Here is a 21,179-nt window from a genome sequence, read left to right on the forward strand (position 1 = left end):
TGCATTGACGCTGCGGTTCTCCGCACCCTACCGGACGCTCCAAGGACGCCAACATGATTAGCAAAGAAGGCCTTACCCACCACATCTCCGCGCAGTTCAACGCCGAGCTAGAGGAAGTGCGCAGCCACCTCCTGGCGATGGGCGGTCTGGTGGAAAAGCAAGTCAATGACGCGGTGACCGCGCTGATCGAGGCCGACTCGGGGCTGGCCCAGCAGGTGCGCGAGATCGATGACCAGATCAACCAGATGGAGCGCAACATCGACGAAGAATGCCTGCGCATTCTTGCCCGTCGCCAACCGGCGGCGTCCGACCTGCGTTTGATCATCAGCATCTCCAAGTCGGTGATCGACCTGGAGCGCATCGGCGACGAAGCCACCAAGATCGCCCGCCGCGCCATCCAGCTGTGCGAAGAGGGCGAAGCACCGCGCGGCTACGTGGAAGTGCGGCATATCGGCGACCAGGTGCGCAACATGGTGCGCGACGCCCTCGACGCATTTGCGCGCTTCGACGCCGAACTCGCGCTGTCGGTGGCCCAGTACGATAAAGTCATCGACCGCGAATACAAGACCGCCCTGCGTGAGCTGGCTACCTACATGATGGAAGACCCGCGCTCTATCTCGCGGGTCTTGAGCATTATTTGGGTGCTGCGCTCGTTGGAGCGTATCGGCGACCATGCGCGCAACATCTCGGAGCTGGTGATCTACCTGGTGCGCGGAACCGACGTACGGCACATGGGCCTCAAGCGCATGAAGGCCGAAGTTGAAGGTTCAGTCGATCAAATACCTAATGTTCCGGGCGAAACTGACGATAAGTAAGGTTGCCCGAGAAATTAACGCCCGGCCTTTGGCCGGGCGTTTTCGTTTGCGGCGGATGAATTTTTTGCACAGCAGGCACAATAAGTTCTGCTGTGACTACCGAGTTTTGGCAAAATGCCATCAGTCAGGCGTGTTGCGTGCCGAAGTGTTAATAGGATGAAGGGTCGATGAGTAAAGTCAGTGTATTGGTGGTGGATGACGCCTCGTTTATCCGCGATCTGGTGAAGAAGTGCCTGCGCAACTACTTCCCGGGGATCAAGCTTGAAGATGCGGTAAACGGCAAAAAGGCCCAGGCCATCCTGATGCGCGAGACCTTCGACCTCGTGTTGTGCGACTGGGAAATGCCGGAGATGTCGGGCCTTGAACTGCTGACCTGGTGCCGCGAGCAGCCGCACCTCAAAGCCATGCCTTTCGTGATGGTGACCAGCCGTGGCGACAAGGAAAACGTGGTCCAGGCCATCCAGGCCGGCGTTTCCGGCTACGTCAGCAAGCCGTTCACCAACGAACAGTTGCTGAGCAAGGTCAAGCAGGCCCTGCACAAGATCGGCCGCCTCGACGCGCTGGTTGCCAGCGCACCGACCAAAATGAACTCGGCTTTCGGCAACGATTCCCTGAGCGCTCTGACCGGCGGCAAGCCCGAAGCGGTCAAGTCGGCGCCTGTGGCGGCGGCTGCACCCGCGCCGAGTCGAGGCCTGCTCAATAGCCCGTCGCTTCAGGCGCCTGCCGCTGCGTCTCCGGCCGGCGGTCGGGGCCAAGGCCAACTGCGCCTGTCCAGCGGCACCCAGCAATGCGTGATCAAAGCGCTGAGCATCAAGGAAGCGCTGCTGGTGGTGCGTCGTGGCGAGATCCTGCCCCAGGTGCTGGAAAGCGCCGTACTCGACCTGGAGCAAGGCGACAACGCCGAAGTGGCCCGTCTCAACGGCTACCTGCACGCCATCGTCGCCTTCGAACCCAAGCCCGACAGCGACTGGCTGCAACTGACCTTCCGGTTTATCGACCAGGACGCACAGAAGCTCGACTACATCTCCCGCCTGATCGCACGCGGCACCGCGCAGAAGCACTTTGTGCCGGGTGCGTGATCCTGGAGCAACCACTGACCCCTGCGGGCTTGCCCGCCATAGCCATAGGTATCTACACATCTTTTTTGAGGGCATGCGAGCATCTGTAGTGAGCGGGCTTGTCCCGCGCTGGGCTGCGGCCCCAGACCAGGCGACTTGGATTTATCTGGGACTCGGCGGCGTCTTTATTTGGGCGGCTTCGCCACCCAACGCGGGACAAGCCCGCTCACTACAAAGTTGTGTAGATACCTATGCCGCGATAGCGGTGTATCAGATACATGATCTGTGCGTGACACCCTGTCATCGCAGGCAAGCCAGCTCCCACAGTTGATATCAGCGCTCTATACAAAGTTGTCATGATCCCTTGCTAACCTGCCGCTCAGTCGTCCCGGCAGGATCACGCCATGCTCATGCGCTTTTTGCTGTGCTGCGGGCTGGCCACGGTCGCCACGTCGACCCAGGCCATGACCCTCTACAAATCCACCGATGCCAATGGCGTGGTGTTTTTCAGCGACCGGCAAACCCCCGGTGCGCAGGCGTTTGTGATCCCGGAACGCCGTGCCGAGCGGGTCAAGCCTGCAGTGCGCCTGGTGCCTGAACGCCGTTATCCGCAGCAAGCCTACCGTTATCCCTTGCCCTGGCGTGGCGGGCCGTTCCGCCTGAGCCAAGGCCCCAACGGCAGTTTCAGCCATACCGACGCCAAGAGCCGCTACGCCATGGACATAGCCATGCCCGAAGGCACGCCGATCATTGCGGCACGCAGCGGTGTGGTGGTCAGGACCGAAAACGCACAGGTCGGGCGGGGCAGTGATGCGTCGGGGAATTTCGTCAGGGTGCGTCACGATGACGGCACCGAGGGTGTGTACCTGCACCTCAAGCAAGGTTCGGTGAGTGTCCGGGCAGGGCAGCGCGTGGCGATGGGAAGCCCGCTGGCGTTGTCGGGCAATACCGGCAACAGCAGCGGGCCGCACCTGCACTTTGTGGTGCAGCAGAGCACCGAGGCCGGGCTGGTGTCGATCCCTTACGAGTTCAACCAGCCGGTCGGCACATTGCCCAATTTTGCATTGGGCAATTGACGGTCAGTCCAGCAGCAGGACCTTGGCCAGCACGATCTTCGGCCCTTTCATCTTCTTGATGATGATGCGCAAGCCTTCCACTTCCAGCACTTCTTCCTCTTCCGGCACCCGCTTGAGAGTGTCGTAGATCAGCCCGGCCAGGGTTTCGGCCTCGATGTGGTCCAGGTCGACGCCCAGCAGGCGCTCGACCTTGAACAGCGGCGTATCGCCACGCACCAGCAGCTTGCCCGGCTGATAGGCCAGGATGCCGCGCTCGGCCTTGCGGTGTTCGTCCTGGATATCACCCACCAGCACTTCCAGCACGTCTTCCATGGTGAGGTAGCCGATGATCTTGCCGTCGGCTTCTTCCACCAGGGCGAAGTGCGCGCCGCCTTTGCGGAACTGTTCCAGCAACTGCGACAACGGCATATGCCGCGACACGCGTTCCAGCGGGCGGGTCAATTCGGCCAGGTTGAACGACTCGGGAATGTGGTCCAGGGCCGCCAGCTCCAGCAACAGGTCCTTGATGTGCAACAGGCCCACGAATTCATTGCGCACCGCGTCGTACACGGGGTAACGGCTGAATTTGTGGCGGCGGAACAGCGCGAGGATTTCCTTGAGCGGGGCGTTGAAATCCAGGGTGACCAGGTCTTCCCGGGAATTGGCCCAGTCCACTACCTCCAGCTCGCCCATTTCCACGGCAGAGGCCAGTACGCGCATGCCCTGGTCGCTGGGGTCCTGGCCACGGCTGGAGTGCAGGATCAGCTTGAGCTCTTCGCGGCTGTAATGGTGCTCGTGATGCGGGCCAGGCTCGCCTTGGCCGGCGATGCGCAGGATAGCGTTGGCGCTGGCATTGAGCAGGTAGATCGCCGGGTACATGGCCCAGTAGAACAGGTACAGCGGTACCGCCGTCCACAGCGACAGCAGCTCGGGTTTGCGAATGGCCCAGGACTTGGGCGCCAGCTCGCCGACCACGATGTGCAGGTAGGAAATTACGAAGAAGGCGGCAAAGAACGACACACCCTTGATCACTTCCGGCGATTCGACGCCCATCGCGCCCAGCAGCGGCTCAAGGATATGCGCAAACGCCGGTTCACCGACCCAGCCCAGGCCCAGGGAAGCCAGGGTAATACCCAACTGGCAGGCCGACAGGTAGGCGTCGAGCTGGCTGTGTACGGTCCGCAGGATCTGCCCGCGCCAGCCATTGGTGTGGGCGATGGCCTCGACCCGAGTCGAGCGCAGTTTGACCATGGCAAATTCCGCTGCAACGAAGAAACCGTTGAGCAGTACCAGGACCAGTGCAAAAAGGATCATGCCGAAGTCGGCGAAGAGCGTAGCGAGGGTGATACCAGGGGAAGGGTCCATGATGGGGTTTTGCAGGTTCCGTGTGTTCAATAAAGGGGACGGGTGGGCCTGGAAGGCAGGCGCAAGTCGGCCAATGTAGCGGCTGACGGGGCGCTTGCCTAGTGCCTGCTGCCGGGCGGGGAGCTGATTGTGGTGTCACAGAACCGGTGTGGGAGCTGGCTTGCCTGCGATGGCGTCGTGTCAGGCGACATCTGTAGTGGCTGTGCTGGCGCTATCGCAGGCAAACCAGCTCCCACATCAAAGCGTCGTCTCTGCGATTTATTCGTCCTTCTCGACGAGTCGCGAACGGCTCACCTGCGTCGCGGGAAAATGACAGGTAAACGTACTGCCATGCCCCAGCACGCTGCTGATTTCCAACCGTGCACGGTGGCGCAACAGCACATGCTTGACGATCGCAAGGCCCAGCCCGGTGCCGCCGGTGTTGGAGTTGCGGCTGGAATCTACGCGGTAGAACCGTTCGGTCAGGCGTGGCAGGTGCTTGGCATCGATGCCGATGCCGGAATCCTGCACGCTCAAGTGTGCGCCCTGTTCATCAGCCCACCAGCGGATGCGGATATTGCCTTTGTCCTGGGTATATTTCACGGCGTTGAACACCAGGTTGGAAAACGCACTGCGCAACTCACCTTCGCTGCCTTTGAGCAGTACGGTCGGGTCGGCTTCCAGGCTGATCTGTTGCTCGCGCTGGCCGGACAAGGCCTGGGCATCGTTCTTGATGGTCTTCAGCAGGCTCTGTACGGCAACGGGATGGTTGTCCGACGGGTAATCGGTCGCTTCCAGCTTGGCCAGCAGCAGCAGGTCGTTGAGCAGCGTTTGCATGCGTGAACCTTGTTGCTGCATCTGCTGCAGGGCGCGGCTCCAGCGCGGGTTGATCTCGTCGACGTTATCCAGCAGCGTTTCCAGGTAACCGCAGATCACCGTCAGTGGTGTGCGCAGTTCATGGGAGACGTTGGCGACGAAATCTTTACGCATCTGTTCCAGCTGGTGGATGCGGGTGACGTCGCGCACCAGCATCAAGTGTTCATTGTTGCCGTAGCGCGTCAGGTACAGCTGGATGCGCACGCGGTCATTGGTGGGCGAGGGGATTTCCAAGGCTTCTTCGTAGTTATCCTGCTCGAAGTACTCTTTGAAGCGCGGGTGGCGCACCAGGTTGGTCACCGGCTGGCCGCTGTCCTGGGGCGTCTTGAGGCCCAGCAGGGTCTCGGCGGCGCGGTTCCACCATTCGAGGTTGCCGTCGCTGTCGAGCATGATCACCGCGTCCTTGAGCGCGGCGGTGGACTCCTGCACCCGGTCGATCACCGCTTGCAGGCGTCCGCGCACCCGTTGGTCGCGGCGTTGCAGATGGTAGATGCTGTCGAACACTTCGCCCCACAGGCCGTAGCCGTCGGGCGGCGCTTCGTCGGGTTTGTGTTGGCGCAGCCATTCATGCAGGCGCAGCAATTGCTTGAGGGTCCAGCCCAGGTACAAGCCAATGCCGACCGCCAGGCTCCAGCCGTAATAACCGCTGACCAGGCCCACCAACAGGCAGCCGGTGATCAGCAAAAGCATGTGGCGGATCAGGGTGCCGTGCCAGTTTTGATTCACTTGAACATGCGTCCTTGTCAGCTGTTAAGTCAGGCGCTTACGTGCACAAATCGGCTGGCTCAGCCTTTGGTGGAAAACCGATAACCGGTGCCGCGCACGGTTTGTACCAGATTCTCATAGGCCTCGCCCAAGGCTTTGCGCAGTCGGCGGATATGCACGTCCACGGTACGCTCTTCGACGTACACGTTGCCGCCCCACACCTGGTCGAGCAGTTGGCCACGGGTGTAGGCGCGTTCCTGGTGGGTCATGAAAAATTGCAGCAAGCGATATTCGGTAGGGCCCATCTCGGCGGGTGTGCCGTCGATGGTCACGCGGTGGCTGATCGGGTCCAGCAGCAGGCCGCCGACTTCGATGGGTGCTTCGCCATCGGTCGGACCGGCGCGGCGCAGTACAGCCTTCAGACGAGCGACCAGTTCCCGTGGGGAAAAAGGTTTGGTGATGTAGTCGTCGGCACCGACTTCCAGGCCCTGGATCTTGTTGTCCTCTTCGCCCTTGGCGGTGAGCATGATGATCGGGATATCTCCGGTCAGCTCGTCACGCTTGAGGCGGCGGGCCAGCTCGATGCCGGAGGTGCCGGGCAGCATCCAGTCCAGCAGGATCAGGTCCGGCTTGCGGTCGACAATGATGGCATGGGCCTGCTGGGAGTTCTCCGCCTCCAGGCAGTCATAGCCGGCCATTTCCAACGCAACGGCGATCATCTCGCGGATGGGCGCTTCGTCGTCAACAATCAGAATGCTCCTGCCAACCATTGCCTGAATCCTCTTGTCATTTAACTGTCTTGCGCCGCATTAGATAACGGAATTATTGCAGTCGTGTGACAGTAATTTAGTCGCTAGAGCATTCTGCGCCTCTCTGGACTACGCTAGGGGTCCGAATCCTGACAACCACAAAAGGAAGGCTCCGATGACTTACAGCACGATTTCCTGGAAAGCCCTGCTGGTAATGGCGGCGTTGACGCTGCCAGGCCTGGCGTTCGCGGCGGAGCCGGCGATGACTAAAGACGGAATGCTGGTGGACCACAAGGGCATGACCCTCTACACCTTCGACAAGGATGCCGATGGCAAGTCAGTGTGCAAGGACCAGTGCGCGACCAACTGGCCGCCGCTGAAGGCTGAGTCCACCGACACGTCGACGGGCAAGTGGACGGTCATCACCCGCGATGACCAGACCAGCCAATGGGCCTATGACGGTAAGCCGGTCTATACCTACAAGGATGACAAAAAGGCCGGTGACAAGACCGGTGATGGCAAGGGTGGCGCGTGGCATGTGATCAAGCCTGACTAAGCGACGGCTTTGAGACCTTCGCGAGCAAGCCCGCTCCCACATTCGACCAGGTTCCAGCCTTGGAATGCGTTCGAATGTGGGAGCGGGCTTGCTCGCGAAGGCGTCGGCCCAATCACCACAAAAAACGGTGCCTAGCGCAACGCGTAATCCACCACAATCCCCACAAATATCGCCAACCCGGCCCAGTGGTTGTGCAAAAACGCCTTGAAGCACTTCATGCGGTCCCTGTGGCGGGTGTACCAGAACTCCCAGGCAAAGCAGCCAGCCGCCGCCAGCAGCCCCAGGTGGAACCAACCCCCCAGCTCGAACCGAGCACCTGCCAGCAGCAGGCACACCAGCGCCAGGCCTTGCAGGGTGAGAATGATCACCCGGTCGGCATCGCCAAACAGAATGGCGGTGGATTTCACCCCAATCTTCAAATCATCGTCACGGTCAGTCATCGCGTAATAGGTGTCGTAGCCCACCGTCCACAGCAGGTTGGCGATATACAACAGCCATGCGGCTGCGGGCAGGCTGCCGGTCTCGGCGGTGAATGCCATCGGCATGCCCCAGGAAAACGCCGCCCCCAGCACCACCTGCGGGTAATAGGTGTAGCGCTTCATGAACGGATAGCTTGCCGCCAGGGCCAAACCGCCGAGGGACAGGAGGATAGTGGTGGCATTGGTCAGCAGCACCAGCAGAAAACTGATCCCCATCAGCACCGCAAAAAACACCAGCGCCTCTTTCGAACTGATCTTGCCGCTCACCAACGGACGCTGTTCGGTACGCTTCACATGGCCGTCGACCTTGCGATCGGCCCAGTCATTGATCACGCACCCACCGGCGCGGGTCAGCACCACGCCCAGCACGAACACCGCGATATTGATCAAGGATGGCGAACCTTTGCCCGCGATCCACAGCGCCCACAACGTCGGCCACAGCAGCAGGTAGATGCCGATGGGCTTGTCCATGCGGGTCAATTGGATGAAATCCCAGGCCCTGGGGTGCAGGCGGTTCAGGGATTTAAGCAAACGCTGGTACATCAGCAGTTCTCCGGGTGGGCGTGCAGCGCATGCCAAAAGCTTGGCAAAAAGATCTCCGCGACCAGCACGCTCAGGGGGCCGCGATCGAAACGTGAGCGGCGGGCCCACAGGTCGTCGACCTGATCGGCCGGGGGCAACCATTGCCGCGGGTAATGGCACACCTCGATGGCCTGGCGGGTGAACGCCTGGTCGCAGAACAGCAACTCGCCCAGCGAGCGGCTGCCCAATTCATCCATGTGCAAGCCGTCGCCCTGCAAGGCACTGCGCGCCGCCACACTGCGGGCGAACACCCAGGGCTGGCCGTGCCCACGCAAATACACCTCGCGCACCCAACCGATACTGGCCGGCGCCAAGGCCAGGGCGGCGCATTCATCATCGCGCAACGGCTGCCAGCCCTCGAACAACGGCGTTACGCTGAAGCCGTCGTTGGAGAGCCACGTCAGCCGTCGCGTCAGCGAGTCTTCGTTGAACAGCCAGTTGAGGGTCAAGGGCGCAGGCGCAGGGGTCAGAAGGCTCTGGGGCAGCCATTGGCAAGCATCGGGAAGGACGATTGAGTGCGGCACGGCGGGTCAGTATTGGCAGCAAAAGAGGCGGCGAGCTTACCATGGCGTTCCGGGTTTTTGCCGGGCCGAACCGGCTGTTTGCGTCGATCGTGCTTGCATCTGCCGGCCCTGATCAGTACAAAACGCCCTGAGCCGTACGGCAACGTGGGTCTATCGACCGTCGGCCAAGATGCCTGGAACCTGAGGAAGCAAGTAATGAAGAAGTGGCAATGTGTAGTCTGCGGCCTGATCTATGACGAGAAAGACGGCTGGCCGGATGACGGAATCGCACCGGGCACCCTGTGGCAGGATGTTCCGGAAGACTGGCTGTGCCCTGACTGCGGCGTGGGCAAAATGGATTTCGAAATGATCGAAATCGGCTGATTTTCGGTTTTCAGACACGTACTACAAGGAGAAAGGAATGAACGCACCTGTCGTGATCATCGGCACAGGACTGGCCGGCTACAACGTGGCCCGCGAGTTTCGCAAGCTCGACAGCGAGACCCCGTTGCTGCTGATCACCGCGGATGACGGGCGCTCCTACTCCAAGCCCATGCTCTCCACCGGTTTCGGCAAGAACAAGGAAGCCGATGGCCTGAGCATGGCCGAACCTGGCGCCATGGCCGAGCAACTCAAGGCCCAAGTGCGTACCCACACCCGTGTCAGCGGCATCGACCCCGGCCACAAACGCTTGTGGATCGGCGAAGAAGCCGTGGCCTACCGCGACCTGATCCTGGCCTGGGGCGCGGAAACCGTGCGTGTACCGGTTGAAGGCGATGCGGCGGAGCTGATATTCCCGATCAACGACCTTGAAGACTACGCGCGCTTTCGTGCCGCTGCCGCGGGCAAGCGCCGTGTGCTGTTGCTCGGTGCCGGTTTGATCGGCTGTGAATTTGCCAACGACCTGATCCTTGGCGGCTACGAGATCGACCTGGTGGCGCCGTGCGAGCAAGTCATGCCGACCCTGCTGCACCCGGCCGCCGCCGCCGCGGTACAGGCCGGATTGGAAGGCCTCGGCGCGCGCTTCCACTTGGGCCCGGTGCTCAATCGCCTGCAGCGCACGGCGCAGGGCCTGGAAGCCCACTTGTCGGACGGTGAAGTGATCCCCTGCGACCTGGTGGTCTCGGCCATCGGCCTGCGCCCGCGTGTCGACCTGGCCGCCGCCGCCGGTCTGCAGACCAATCGTGGGATCATGGTGGACCGCCACCTCAAGACCTCCCACGCCAACATCTATGCCTTGGGCGACTGCGCTGAGGTCGACGGCTTGAACCTGCTATACGTCATGCCCCTGATGACCTGCGCCCGCGCCCTGGCCCAGACCCTGGCCGGCAATGCCACCGCCGTCAGCTACGGGCCCATGCCGGTGACCGTCAAGACGCCGGTCTGCCCGCTGGTGGTTTCGCCCCCGCCACGCGGCACCGAAGGGGTTTGGAGCGTTGAGGGCGAGGGCGCCGACATTAAGGCCCTGTGCCGCGACAGCAGCGGCCGCTTGCTGGGTTATGCATTGACCGGCAGCGCCGTGATGGAAAAACTGGCGCTCAATAAGGAACTTCCGCCGTTGTTGGCATAAATACTGGCCGTTCTGTCGGAATAAGCACATTTTTCCCCCTAGAAAGGTCGCCGCGAGACTGGCGCGGCGTTCGGCGGCATGCCATCCTCACTCCCGTCTGCCGCAGAGTAGAGCCTGCGGCGCTTTGGGCGCCGCTCCGTCAGAGAGCGGCACGGACATAACAACAAAAAACCGTCAAAGAGGCTTCACTTATGCGTAAACCAGAACTCGCAGCCGCCATCGCTGAAAAAGCGGATCTCACCAAAGAGCAGGCCAACCGCGTACTCAACGCCGTTCTCGAAGAAATCACCGGCGCCCTGCACCGCAAGGACAGCGTCACCCTCGTAGGCTTCGGCACCTTCCTGCAGCGCCACCGCGGCGCCCGCACCGGCAAGAACCCGCAAACCGGTGAGCCTGTGAAAATCAAGGCCAGTAATACCGTTGCGTTCAAGCCGGGTAAATCGCTGAAGGATACTGTTAACGCGTGATGGCGTTACCGCCTCGTAGGGGGCGGGGTGGTAGGAAAAATGGGCACGCCGACTGGGTTGGGTGCCCATTTTTTGTGGGGGCCTTGGCCTGTTTGGGATTTCACGTCCGATGTCATCACGTAAATTGGATGAGGCAACAGCCACCCCTATCTCCTTCCTTCATTTTTCTGACTCAGAGGGAATCAGCACTCCGGATATATCGATACTCTGCTGTTGTCCGGCAGGACTTCGTAAATGGTGAGTGTGCCGTCCGAGTTCTGTACTTCGTAAACTCTACTGGTGAAATTTTCTCGCCATATATTTTCAGTGATTGAAGTTATTTTGTTAGCGTCGTATTTGTAAGAAGTTTCGAAATACTCGCCGGTGTTGAGCAAGCTATAGTGCGCTGTCGTATGGCCGCTTTCGAGTGTGCTTATTGCAACTGAATCAAGGTTGGCGTCAGAGCTTCCTTCTAAAGCGCTGCCGAAATTCAATTCTATAATAGTGTCTGGTGTGTTTAGAAAAAATCGTCTGTAGACGATCCATTGATTTTTTAGTTTCACATATTTCGCGTATTGTATTTCGCCTATTATTTTTTCATGGTTATCTAAAAAGTAGCACTGCTTATTGTTATCGGGAGTAGCATTTTTTTTTAGTATACGGCCGGGGGTGCATCCTTGCAGCTCGCACGCGTAGGGCGCTGGATTATATGCGGGCATGATGCCCATGCCCCACTGTTTCTTGATATGCGTGCTTTCTGTGTGTGATATGAGTTCGGTATATTTTCCTTTGTATTCGTTAAGTACTGAAAGCAAAAATTCTTTCATGAAAGTTTTCCTATTTTGCCAGTGGGAAAGTTTTTCCACCGCCGAGCTCTAAGTTGAGTGTTTTTAGTCCTTGTTCAAAATCGGTCCTTGTTTTTGCGCCTTTGAGTGTCTCCCACACATGTTTTTTATATGCATTCCCATGTACGCCTTCGCCTGCATGGGCTGTGGCTTTGGTATTTGGCAGGCGAGATTTTGAATTGACGGGTAGCCATATGCCATTTTCTTTTTGGTTTATATCAATACCGAGCCTGTCCATGCGCCTTCTCAGGAAGCGCATGCGTATATCTTTTGAGTTGGACATTACAATGTGATGTGCTCGATAGTCCTTGCTTGGAGCCTTGCCCAGCCGTCCGCCAAGTTTTTTTGCGTCACTTGAGCAGCTTAGCCCAAGCGGATCCAGCCACGTGAATGGGTTGGGTGTGTATTGATAGAGATTGAATCCGCCCAGCAAACCAATCGGATCCGGCGTCGTAAACCGCCCCACATCCGGATCATAAAACCTGAACGTGTTGAAATGCAGCCCCGTCTCCCGATCCAGATACTGCCCCTGAAACCGCAGGTTCTGCTCTTCAATGTAATAAGGCTCGCGCACTTCCTCCAGCGTATTGCCCCACACCCGGTAGGTCGCCTGCCAGACGCTGTGGCCGTCGTCTTCGGTGAGTTGTTCCGGCAGGCCGTTCAGGTCATTGTGGTAATAACGAATTTTTTGCAGCGGCCCAGTGCCATCGACCCGCGCCAGAGGTTCGTAGCCTTCATCTTCGTAAACATAAAGACTGGTCTGGCTATGTTTATGCTCCTGCAACAAGCGCAACCCATCCCAGGTAAACCGCGTTTCCCCCAGCAGATACCCATCGCTGCCATGCTCGGTTTTTTCAATCCGGCGCCCCAGCGGGTCATACGCCATTCTGACCACGCTGCCGTTGTCATTGCGCACTTCAACCAAGCGGCTTTCAGCGTCATACGCAAACCGCTGCACACCCCGCTTGGCGCTGCGCTTTTCAATCATTCGTCCAAACGCGTCATAGCGATAACGCTTGTCCTGATACGTCAGCAGCTTGTTATGCACCACCAACCCGGCACCCGCCTGTGGGCTGTCGAGCAAATTGGCGGCGGCGTCGTAGGCGAAGGTTTCGCGCTGGCCGTGCAGGCTGTCCTGGCTGGCGATGATGCGGCCGGTGGCGTCGTAGTGCAGCAGTTGACGGTGTTGTGCGGCGGGTTGCTGGTCGAGTTTGCCGATCAGGTTGTCGGCGGGGTCGTACTCGAACTGTTTTTGCGCCGCCGCAGGCATCAACGATGGCTGACTGGCGAGGCGGCGTTGGCGCGAGCGCAGGCGGCCACTGCGGTCGTATTCGCTACGGGTAGTGAGCTGGCCTTGGGTGCGCAGCACTTCGCGGTGCAGGCGGTCGCGTTCGAAGTCGCTGATCACCTGGCCGTCGAGGTTGATCTGATGCAGGTGGCCGCTGCCGTAGTACAGGCGGTTGAGCCAACGGCCGTCGGGTAGTTGGGTCTGGATCAGGTTGCCGAGTTCGTCGTAGTGGTGGTGCAGAGTGCCGGCCGCACTCTGTTCGCCAAGCAATTGCCCGAGAGCGTCGTAGGCGAAGCCCAGAGCCTGGGCATTGCCTTGCAGGTCGGTGAACGTCACCGCCGTGAGCTGGTCCACGGCATCGTAGCTGTACTCGGTGCGGCCATCGTCGGTGATTTTCGCAACCAGCCGGCCGACGGCATCGCGCTCCAGCCGATGAACGATGGGGGCGGGCGGTGCCTCGGGGACTACCGCCAGGCCATTGCCGAAAGGCGCGGGAACGGCCGTCACCGTCGTGACGTTATCCAGCGCATCGTAGTCGTAGCGCTTGGCGCTGCCGTCCAGGTCCTGCTGCTCAACCAAACGGTCGGCGGCATCCCAGGCAAACCGATAGCGCTCACCGTTCTCGTTGATCAGTGCTTGCAGGCGCCCGTAGCTGTCGTAGCCGAACTGCACCTGCCGGCCATGGGCGTCGGTGCGCTGGCTGACCTGGCCGCGACGGTTGTGCTGGTAAAGCGTGGTGTGCCCGGCCGGGTCGGTATACCCCAGCAGTTGACCGCTGATGTCGCGCTGGTACTGCTCGATACGGCCATCCGGCAATTGAGTGCTTAGCAAGCGCCCCTGGGCGTCATAGCTGAATTGCGTGCGCTCACCCAGTGCATCGGTGATGATTTGCAGATAACCGCGCTCGTCGTAGCTGAAACGCGTCGGGTAACCCGAACAATCGATATGCTCGACCAGTTGCCCGAACGGGTTCCAGCGCAGCTTCTTGCTTTTGCCGGTGGCGTCGATGATTTCCACGACCTGGCCATGGGCGTCATAGCGGTAACGGGTGACGTAGCCCAGCGGATCGGTTTCGGCGATGCAGTTGCCGCGCGGATCGTAGCGATACTGCCAGCTGTTGTCGGCTGCGTCGGTCTCTACCAGCGGCAACGCCCAGTGTTCCAACCACAAGGTCGAATCGCTGCGGCCCAGTGGGTCGGTTTCGCCGATCAGGTTACCGGATTCGTCGTAGCTGTATTCGTAACGCCCGCCCTGCGGGTCGGTGGCGCTGAGCAATTGGCGCTCATCGTTCCATTCGAACAGCCAGGTCTGGCCGAGGTTGTCGCTGTAACGAATGATCTGATGCTGCGTGTTCCAGTGCCGGGTGCTGACGCGCTGCAATCCGTCGGTGATGCGGGTAAGGCCTGCGCTCAAGTCGTAGTCGAACTGGTAAGTGTCGCCCTCATCGGTCCAGTGCCGGACAACCCTCCATTCCAGGCCTTCAACCAAGGCCCACTCATAGAAACATCGCAACCCGGTGGGCAACTGGTGCTCCACCATGCGCTGCCCGCTGTCGTAGCTGAAGCGCCGCTGCACCTGGCCTGTGGCATCGCGTACCTGCGCCAGGCTGCCGGCGGCGTCGTAGCCATAACTGACGAGTACTTCGCGGCGCTGATCGGGATACAGGCGTTGGATCTGGACCACCTGTTCGCGGTCGCGAATCAGCTCAACCTGCACCAGGTCGAAGGTATCTCGCAGCCGTACCAGGCGTCCTGCCTCGTCATAGTCAATAAAGATGCGGTTGTCGTTGCGGTCACCGAGTTGCACCAGGCGTAACAACGATGCATCGGTCGGCGAGGGTTCAAAAAGACGGTACAGGCCATCATCACTCTCAATCAGCAACTGCCCATTGAGGTGCCGCCGCACGGCAAGCCCTTCACCGGCACTGAACACCGCGCCGCCCAGGGGAATCGAGCCCATGTCGATAGGGCGCCCTTGCTCGTCGGTGTAGACCAGCGTCTCGCCGCCGTCGGGATGAGGTCGGACTTCGACGCACACCTCATACGGCACGCTCCAGCCAGCCCCGAACAGACTGCCGGTGCGTTCGTCACGGCTGTTATAGAAACGTTGCCAGTCAATCGGCAAGATGCCGGGCAGCACGAAATCCAGCTCATCGACATCGCCCAATACCTTCGCGCCTGTCGCCGCATGTACCGGATTCGACGAACCCATCGCCGCGTTGGCCATCGCCCCCATCGCACTGCTGACCGCCATCGAAGTGGCGCCGCCGATCAGCATGCACGGCAACTTACTGAAGAACTTGCCCTTGCCGCCCTTGAGCATCAACAACGCCGTCACCGCCAGCCCGACGCCCGGCGTCTTGCCGCTGCGAATCTCACGCACCACCACCGAGCCGCCGCCGATGGTCACGTTGGATGAAATCAACCCTGACGACACCACAGTCGCATCACAGGTGCTGCGATCACCGCTGCGCACCGCCGGCTGGCCGTTGATCGTGACCTTGTCCGAACCTTCGGCGAGAAACTGCGGCGGCATCGGCGGGTGCTTCATGCACACCACCAGGTCCAGCGGCTTGGGCACGGCACCGGGCGCCGGTGTCGCGACGGTCGGACGCCACATCTGCGAGAAGAAACTCTCGGCCATGTCCAAATAGCTGGCTTCGGGTTCCGGCGCAGGCTTTTCCAGCTCGGTACCGGCCGGCGCGACATGGGAGCTGATCGCCCCGGCGGCGCGGGCGGCGGGGATGTTGTTGGTCAGGGTGTCGGTGGAACCGGTGAGAATATTGGCCTGCACCGTGGGCGGGAACAGCGCGTTGCTGAAGCTATCGCATAACTTCGTCAGGCCTTTGTCCGCCCCGGTCTTGCTCATGGCCAGGCCGACAATCGTGCCCACCACCGCGCCCAGCAGGAAGCAGCCGAGCCCGCCGGTGGCGACGGTAATGCCGGTGGCCGCGACCACGGCGGCGGTCGCCACGGCCGTGATCGCGATATTGGCCGCCACCTCCAGCACACCGCCGAGGATGTCGGCCATCATCGACGTGTGGGAGAGCGCATCGCCCATGCGGGCAGCCCAAAGTGCGTCAGACACGCGTTCTGCTCAACGTCATAGCATTCCCTTGAGACGTTCGATTATCAGGCAGTCAGCCATACTGGTGTATTTACGGCATGCTCATCAAAGCGGTTCTTAGGCGCCTGATCAAACGTGGGTCCTCAAGACAGTCGATAGGACGCACGTTGTCGAGTGCAGGCACTTTGCGTTCAATCCACCAAAGCCCTTCCTTGAGGCCGCGCTTGCCACGCAGCACGACGGCCAAGTCCAGATCACCACCCAATGCCTGCGCCAGGGTACGGGCGTCTTCGTCAAGGTAGTCTTCTTTATATAGCTTTACTGTACTTTGCCAATCGGCATCACCGGGGTATTCATCTTCAAGTGGCATGCTCAGAATCCTGCAAATGATATTAAGTTGCTGCCGGTCGGGTTTCGCGCGGAGGGGGCAAGAATCCCATCATAACCATTGGTTTTTGCCCATTTGCCGATCTGATGAGTCTCGGTGTATTTGTTTCCGGTAATGCTTTTGAGTGAGACGCCTAATTGTTTGCGCACGTCGGCGCGGGTCAAGTCCAGCACATTGTTTAACTGCACCTTTTTACTGACCAGCACTCGCGTGGACAAGTCGACACCCCAATGGCTGACTTCGCCCAGTGCGGTCTTTCGCGAGTTGGCGCCATACACGCCGCCCAGTCCCTTGGCTGTGTAGCGGTGCCGAGAGTCCACATTCCACTTGTGCGCCTGCCAGGTCGTGCCGATACGGCCCGGTTCCTCGAACCGGTACACCGTGCGGTTGACTTTGCGGCCCTTGGGCGGGCTCGAGCATTTCATCAGGCCCAGCGGGTCAATCCAGCTCAGCGGGTTGGGCGCGTACTGATAGAGGTTCAAGCCACCGGCCAAGCCTATAGGGTCGGGCGTGGTGAAGCGACCGATGTCCGGGTCGTAGAAGCGCAGGGTGTTGTAGTGCAGCCCGGTCTCCCGGTCCAGATACTGCCCTTGAAAACGCAGGTTCTGCTCTTCAATGTAGTAGGGCTCGCGAACTTCCTCGACGGTATTGCCCCAGACCTCGTAACGCGCGTTCCATACCGTATGGCCATCGCTTTCCGACAGTTGCTCGGGCAAGCCATTAAGGTCGTTGTGGTAGTAGCGGATCTTTTGCTGATCGCCAATGCCGTCCACTCGAGCCAGAGGCTCGTAGCCCTCATCGGAATAGATGTAAAGGCTGGTTCGTTCACCCTGGTGCTCTTGCAACAACTGCATTGCATCCCAGGTAAAGCGCGTCTGGCTCTGTTGGTGGCCCTTTGAGTCGTAGGTGGTTTTGGCGATGCGCCGACCCAGAGGGTCGTAGGCCATCCTGATGACAGAACCATCGTCGTTGCGCACCTCGGCCAGTCGCTGTTCGGCGTCATAGTGGAACTGCTGGAGGCCACGCCGAGTGCTGCGTTTTTCGACCATCCGGCCAAAACCATCGTAGCGGTAGCGCTTGTCCTGGTAGGTTCGTACAAGGTTGCCCGCCACGTACCCCGGTCCGTCCACCAGATTGGCGGCAGGGTCGTAGGCGAAGGATTCACGTTGCCCTTGGACGCTGTCCTGGCTGGCAAGGATGCGTCCGGTGGCATCGTAGTGCAGCAGTTGGCGCTGTGCCGCCTCAGGCAGACTGTCAACGCGCTCGACCAACTGGTCGCTGGCGTCATAGCCGAAACGCGTCTGCGTTGTCGGTACCAGCATCGATTGGTCCTGCTGGCGACGCTCGCGGGCGCGCAGGCGACCGCTGCGGTCATATTCACTGCGGGTGCTGACACGTCCCTGGGTGCGCAGGACTTCTCGGTGCAACCGGTCACGTTCGAAATCACTGACGACCCGCCCATCCAGATTGACCTGGTGCAGATGGCCGCTGCCGTATCGCAGCCGGTTCAGCCAACGCCCGTCTGGAAGCCGGGTCTGGATCAGGTTGCCCAATTCGTCGTAGCGATGCTCCAGGCGGCCGCTTGCACTCTGTTCAAAAATCAACTGGCCAAGGGCATCGTAACCAAAGCCCAGGGTTTGCTGTTCACCATCATGCGCGGTGAAAGTGATGGCCGTCACTTGATCCAGTGCGTCGTAGCGGTATTCGGTTCGTCCATCCAGCGTGTTCTTGGCGATCAATCGGCCTGCGGCATCCCGCTCCAGGGCATGAACAAGGGTAGCCTCGGTGCCGGGCGCTGCGGACGTCTGCACCTGGGTAACGTTGTCCAACGAATCGTAAGCGTAGCGTTTGAGGCTGCCGTCCAGGCGGTATTCCTGGGTTAACCGGTCGGCCGCGTCCCAGTCGAATCGATAGCGCTCGCCGTTCTCGTTGATCAGGCTTTGCAGGCGGCCATAGGCATCATGGTTCAACTCCACGCGGCGGCCGTGGGCATCGATGCGCAGACGCAAGTGGCCGCTGAGTGTGTGCTGGAAGCACGTGGTGTGGCCTGTAGGGTCGCTGTAGCCAATCACCTGGCCGCTGGCGTCGCGTTGGTACTCTTCGCTGCGCCCGTCGGGGAGTTGCTTGCGGATAATCCTGCCCTGATCGTCGTAGCTGAAAACGGTGCGCTCACCGAGCGCGTCGGTGCTGGCCAGCAGCAGGCCGCGCTTGCAGTAGCTCAGGCGAGTGCTAAGGCCTGAGCAGTCGGTGTGTTCGCTCAACTGGCCCAGCGGTGTCCAGCGCAGGGTCTTGCGTTTGCCACTGGCGTCAATAATCGCCACGACCTGACCGTGTGCATCATGACGGTAGGCCGTGATGTGTCCGGCCGGGTTGGTTTCGCTGATGCAATTGCCACGCGAGTCATAGCGGTATCGCCAGGTGTTACCAGCGGCATCGGTTTCCGCCAGCGGCAGTGCCCAATGTTCCAGCCATAGGGTCGATTCGCTGCGCCCCAATGGATCAAGCGTTTCGCTCAGATTGCCGGCTTCGTCATAGCTGAAGTGGTATTGGCCGCCATTGGGATCTGTGGCAGCCAGCAGTTGGTTTTCATCATTCCACTCGAACGCCCAGGTACGTCCCAGCACATCGGTGGCTTCGAGGATCTGGTGCTGCCGATCCCAGCGGCGAGTGCTCACTCGTCCCAGGCCGTCGGTAATGCGCGTAATGCCGGCGTCCAGCTCATAGTGGTACTGGTAGGTGTCGCCCGCGTCGGTCCAATGCCGCACCACGCGCCATTCCCGATCATCTACCAGGGCCCACTGGTAAAAGCATCGCAAACCTGTGGGTAATTGGTGCTCGACCATGCGCCGCCCGCCGTCACAGGCGAACCGGCGCTTGACCTGCCCGTCGGATTGGCACACGGACGCCAGGTCACCTTGGCTGTCATAGCTGTAGTGCACCAGCACTTCGCGCTGCTCGTCGGGGTACAGCCGATCAATTCGGCTGACGCGGCGCTGCCAGGTGACGTCATAGGTCAGCTCGACCTTTACCAAGTCAAAGCTGTCCCGCAAATGTTGCAACCGGCCGCTGTCGTCATAGTCCAGGTAAATACGGTTGTCGTTGCGGTCACCCAGCTGGCTCAGGCGAAGCAGCGAGGCATCCTGTGGCGTGGGCTCGAACAACCGATACAGGCCGTCGGCACTTTCGATCAACAATTGGCCGCTCAGGTGGCGTCTGACACTGAGACCTTCGCCGGCACTGAATACCGCGCCACCCAAGGGGACAGACCCCATGTCGATACGCCGTCCCTGCTCGTCGATATAGCGCAGCTGCTCACCGCCCTCGGGGTGCGGCAGCAGTTCTACGCTGACCTCGTAGGATACGCTCCAGCCCGCACCGAACAGGCCATCGCGTCGCTCGTCCCGACTGTTGTAGAAGCGCTGCCAGTCGATCGGCATGATACCGGGCAGGGCAAAATCCAATTCTTCAGGGCCACCGAGAACCTTGGCGCCGGTACTGGCATGCACCGGGTTGGATGAGCCCATAGTCGCGTTGGCCAAGGCGCCCATCGCCTGGCTGACCACGAAAGAATTGACACCCGCCAGCAGCATGCAAGGCAGGTTGCTGAGGAACTTTCCCTTGCCTCCCTTGAGCATCATCAGGGCGGTGACAGCCAGCCCCACGCCGGGTGTTTTCCCGCTGCGAATTTCTCGCACCACCACTGAGCCACCGCCGATGGTGACGTTTGGCGAGATCAGCCCCGAGGACACGACGGTTGCGTCGCACGTGCTACGGTCGCCGCTACGTACGGCGGGCTGGCCGTTGACCGTGACTTTTTCCGAACCTTCGGCCAGAAATTGCGGCGGCATCGGCGGGTGCTTCGTGCACACCACCAGGTCCAGCGGCTTGGGAACGGCGCCGGGCGCTGGCGTGGCAACGGTGGGGCGCCACATCTGCGAGAAGAACCCTTTGGCCATATCCAGGTAGGTGGGCTCTTCGCTGGGTTCCGCCTCGGGCTCTTCGGCTTCGGTGCCCGAGGGGGCAGCATGCGACGGCACGGCACCGGCCGCTCGCGCGGCCGGCGTTGAATTGATCAGGGTGTTCGTGGACCCGCTGGTGATCGTCGCCATTACCGAGGGGGGGAACAGCGCATTCCCGATACCCTCGCACATGGCGCTCAAGCCTTTATCAGCCCCGGTCTTGCTCATGGCCACACCAACAATCACCCCGACCACGGCGCCCAGCACGCACGCGCCGAGCCCACCGGTGGCGACCGTTATGCCGGTGGCAGCCACGACCGCCGCGGTTGCAAGCGCGGTAATCGCCACATTGGCTGCGACCTCCAGCACACCGCCGAGGATATCGGCCATGACGCTAGTATGAGATAACCCGTCGCCCAGGCGTGCCGCCCAGAGCGCGTCAGACATCGCAGGTGCTCATCACTGTGGCGCGTCGAACGACAAAGACTGCTTGATCAGCGCCCAGTGCGCCGCCTCGGCATCCCCCAGCTTGTCCGCCTTCACGTAACTCAGGGCAAGCATCTTGCGCGTACCCGGTATCACCAACGCCAGCTGATACTGGAACACCTTGTCATTGCCCTTGTTGAACTGGCTGCGTAACTCGATGCCTTCGACTTCCTGCGCCGCGCCCAAACGCACATCCACGCCCGGTTGATAACGCAACTCCTGCACCTGTTTTTCCAGACGCTGGAGCTGGTCATTGAAATTGCTGTGCAGGGTTTCACCCTCGGCGAGCAGGCTGCGGCTGACGATCAGGGACGTGCCCAGCTCGGGGAACTTTAGGATGTTGATTGTGGCGTCCTGCAGCTCGCCGGCAGGCAATTGAAACTGAAATTCGTTGATTCGATACGTCATG

17 protein-coding genes are annotated in these 21,179 nt (G+C 60.5%); 7 read left to right on the top strand and 10 right to left on the bottom strand.

Going from position 1 to position 21,179, the window contains the following annotated elements; all coding sequences use genetic code 11:
* Positions 1-53 precede the first annotated feature (53 nt).
* The 3 genes from phoU (at position 54) to H0Z09_RS00995 (ending at position 2,949) form a co-directional block, all read left to right on the top strand.
* The gene (phoU, locus tag H0Z09_RS00985; RefSeq protein ID WP_076952081.1) at positions 54-815 is read left to right on the top strand and encodes a phosphate signaling complex protein PhoU; all 762 of its coding nucleotides are present in this window, start codon (positions 54-56) and stop codon (positions 813-815) included.
* A gap of 167 nt (positions 816-982) precedes the next feature.
* Entirely contained in the window at positions 983-1,894 is a 912-nt protein-coding gene (locus H0Z09_RS00990; RefSeq protein ID WP_076952080.1) for a response regulator, read from the top strand.
* Positions 1,895-2,277: 383 nt separating this feature from the next.
* The gene (locus H0Z09_RS00995) at positions 2,278-2,949 is read left to right on the top strand and encodes a M23 family metallopeptidase (RefSeq protein WP_186686176.1); all 672 of its coding nucleotides are present in this window, start codon (positions 2,278-2,280) and stop codon (positions 2,947-2,949) included.
* A gap of 3 nt (positions 2,950-2,952) precedes the next feature.
* Here H0Z09_RS00995 and H0Z09_RS01000 read toward each other — a convergent pair whose 3' ends face one another.
* From H0Z09_RS01000 to phoB, 3 genes are all read right to left on the bottom strand, one after another.
* The gene (locus H0Z09_RS01000) at positions 2,953-4,293 is read right to left on the bottom strand and encodes a hemolysin family protein (RefSeq protein ID WP_076952078.1); all 1,341 of its coding nucleotides are present in this window, start codon (positions 4,291-4,293) and stop codon (positions 2,953-2,955) included.
* A gap of 258 nt (positions 4,294-4,551) precedes the next feature.
* Complete coding sequence (gene phoR / locus H0Z09_RS01005; RefSeq protein ID WP_189672031.1) at positions 4,552-5,838, bottom strand: phosphate regulon sensor histidine kinase PhoR; 1,287 nt, start codon at positions 5,836-5,838, stop codon at positions 4,552-4,554.
* A gap of 95 nt (positions 5,839-5,933) precedes the next feature.
* The gene (gene phoB, locus H0Z09_RS01010) at positions 5,934-6,623 is read right to left on the bottom strand and encodes a phosphate regulon transcriptional regulator PhoB (protein WP_010207570.1); all 690 of its coding nucleotides are present in this window, start codon (positions 6,621-6,623) and stop codon (positions 5,934-5,936) included.
* Between the two features lie 154 nt (positions 6,624-6,777).
* Here phoB and H0Z09_RS01015 point away from each other — a divergent pair, with 154 nt between their 5' ends.
* Positions 6,778-7,158 (top strand): hypothetical protein, encoded by a 381-nt coding sequence (locus H0Z09_RS01015; protein WP_186686180.1) that lies wholly within the window; start codon positions 6,778-6,780, stop codon positions 7,156-7,158.
* A gap of 131 nt (positions 7,159-7,289) precedes the next feature.
* Here H0Z09_RS01015 and ubiA read toward each other — a convergent pair whose 3' ends face one another.
* Both ubiA and H0Z09_RS01025 read right to left on the bottom strand, forming a co-directional pair.
* Positions 7,290-8,180, bottom strand: coding sequence for a 4-hydroxybenzoate octaprenyltransferase (ubiA, locus tag H0Z09_RS01020; protein WP_186686182.1), 891 nt, complete (start codon positions 8,178-8,180; stop codon positions 7,290-7,292).
* Positions 8,180-8,743, bottom strand: coding sequence for a chorismate lyase (locus H0Z09_RS01025; RefSeq protein WP_186686184.1), 564 nt, complete (start codon positions 8,741-8,743; stop codon positions 8,180-8,182). The genes ubiA and H0Z09_RS01025 overlap by 1 nt, the downstream gene beginning before the upstream one ends.
* 195 nt (positions 8,744-8,938) lie before the next feature.
* Between H0Z09_RS01025 and H0Z09_RS01030 the strand changes: the two genes are divergently transcribed.
* The 3 genes from H0Z09_RS01030 (at position 8,939) to H0Z09_RS01040 (ending at position 10,759) form a co-directional block, all read left to right on the top strand.
* A complete protein-coding gene (locus H0Z09_RS01030; protein ID WP_003213373.1) occupies positions 8,939-9,106 on the top strand; it encodes a rubredoxin in 168 nt (55 codons plus the stop codon).
* Positions 9,107-9,143: 37 nt separating this feature from the next.
* On the top strand, positions 9,144-10,292 hold the full coding sequence (locus H0Z09_RS01035) for an FAD-dependent oxidoreductase (protein WP_186686186.1): 1,149 nt from the start codon (positions 9,144-9,146) through the stop codon (positions 10,290-10,292).
* Positions 10,293-10,483: 191 nt separating this feature from the next.
* A complete protein-coding gene (locus H0Z09_RS01040; protein ID WP_003176958.1) occupies positions 10,484-10,759 on the top strand; it encodes an HU family DNA-binding protein in 276 nt (91 codons plus the stop codon).
* Between the two features lie 182 nt (positions 10,760-10,941).
* On the opposite strand, the gene H0Z09_RS01045 is transcribed toward H0Z09_RS01040, so the two are convergent.
* The 5 genes from H0Z09_RS01045 to H0Z09_RS01065 form a co-directional block, all read right to left on the bottom strand.
* Positions 10,942-11,565, bottom strand: coding sequence for a hypothetical protein (locus H0Z09_RS01045; protein ID WP_186686187.1), 624 nt, complete (start codon positions 11,563-11,565; stop codon positions 10,942-10,944).
* A gap of 10 nt (positions 11,566-11,575) precedes the next feature.
* A complete protein-coding gene (locus H0Z09_RS01050) occupies positions 11,576-15,958 on the bottom strand; it encodes an RHS repeat-associated core domain-containing protein (protein WP_346656772.1) in 4,383 nt (1,460 codons plus the stop codon).
* A 70-nt stretch (positions 15,959-16,028) separates the two neighbouring features.
* Positions 16,029-16,307 (bottom strand): hypothetical protein, encoded by a 279-nt coding sequence (locus H0Z09_RS01055; protein ID WP_186686191.1) that lies wholly within the window; start codon positions 16,305-16,307, stop codon positions 16,029-16,031.
* 2 nt (positions 16,308-16,309) lie between these two features.
* Positions 16,310-20,731, bottom strand: a complete 4,422-nt coding sequence (locus tag H0Z09_RS01060) for an RHS repeat-associated core domain-containing protein (protein WP_186686194.1) — start codon at positions 20,729-20,731, stop codon at positions 16,310-16,312.
* 12 nt (positions 20,732-20,743) lie between these two features.
* Positions 20,744-21,178, bottom strand: coding sequence for a DcrB-related protein (locus H0Z09_RS01065; RefSeq protein WP_186686197.1), 435 nt, complete (start codon positions 21,176-21,178; stop codon positions 20,744-20,746).
* Position 21,179: the final 1 nt, after the last annotated feature.

The organism is Pseudomonas sp. SWRI18 (genome assembly GCF_014268345.1).
Classification (GTDB): Bacteria; Pseudomonadota; Gammaproteobacteria; order Pseudomonadales; family Pseudomonadaceae; genus Aquipseudomonas; species Aquipseudomonas cedrina.

What these genes read in the sequence shown, in the direction of transcription:
- phoU (WP_076952081.1), top strand. Translation starts at nt 54, where the DNA reads ATGATTAGCAAAGAAGGCCTTACCCACCACATCTCCGCGCAGTTCAAC.
- H0Z09_RS00990 (WP_076952080.1), top strand. Translation starts at nt 983, where the DNA reads ATGAGTAAAGTCAGTGTATTGGTGGTGGATGACGCCTCGTTTATCCGC.
- H0Z09_RS00995 (WP_186686176.1), top strand. Translation starts at nt 2,278, where the DNA reads ATGCTCATGCGCTTTTTGCTGTGCTGCGGGCTGGCCACGGTCGCCACG.
- H0Z09_RS01000 (WP_076952078.1), bottom strand. Translation starts at nt 4,293, where the DNA reads ATGGACCCTTCCCCTGGTATCACCCTCGCTACGCTCTTCGCCGACTTC.
- phoR (WP_189672031.1), bottom strand. Translation starts at nt 5,838, where the DNA reads ATGCTTTTGCTGATCACCGGCTGCCTGTTGGTGGGCCTGGTCAGCGGT.
- phoB (WP_010207570.1), bottom strand. Translation starts at nt 6,623, where the DNA reads ATGGTTGGCAGGAGCATTCTGATTGTTGACGACGAAGCGCCCATCCGC.
- H0Z09_RS01015 (WP_186686180.1), top strand. Translation starts at nt 6,778, where the DNA reads ATGACTTACAGCACGATTTCCTGGAAAGCCCTGCTGGTAATGGCGGCG.
- ubiA (WP_186686182.1), bottom strand. Translation starts at nt 8,180, where the DNA reads ATGTACCAGCGTTTGCTTAAATCCCTGAACCGCCTGCACCCCAGGGCC.
- H0Z09_RS01030 (WP_003213373.1), top strand. Translation starts at nt 8,939, where the DNA reads ATGAAGAAGTGGCAATGTGTAGTCTGCGGCCTGATCTATGACGAGAAA.
- H0Z09_RS01035 (WP_186686186.1), top strand. Translation starts at nt 9,144, where the DNA reads ATGAACGCACCTGTCGTGATCATCGGCACAGGACTGGCCGGCTACAAC.
- H0Z09_RS01040 (WP_003176958.1), top strand. Translation starts at nt 10,484, where the DNA reads ATGCGTAAACCAGAACTCGCAGCCGCCATCGCTGAAAAAGCGGATCTC.
- H0Z09_RS01045 (WP_186686187.1), bottom strand. Translation starts at nt 11,565, where the DNA reads ATGAAAGAATTTTTGCTTTCAGTACTTAACGAATACAAAGGAAAATAT.
- H0Z09_RS01055 (WP_186686191.1), bottom strand. Translation starts at nt 16,307, where the DNA reads ATGCCACTTGAAGATGAATACCCCGGTGATGCCGATTGGCAAAGTACA.
- H0Z09_RS01060 (WP_186686194.1), bottom strand. Translation starts at nt 20,731, where the DNA reads ATGTCTGACGCGCTCTGGGCGGCACGCCTGGGCGACGGGTTATCTCAT.
- H0Z09_RS01065 (WP_186686197.1), bottom strand. Translation starts at nt 21,178, where the DNA reads ATGACGTATCGAATCAACGAATTTCAGTTTCAATTGCCTGCCGGCGAG.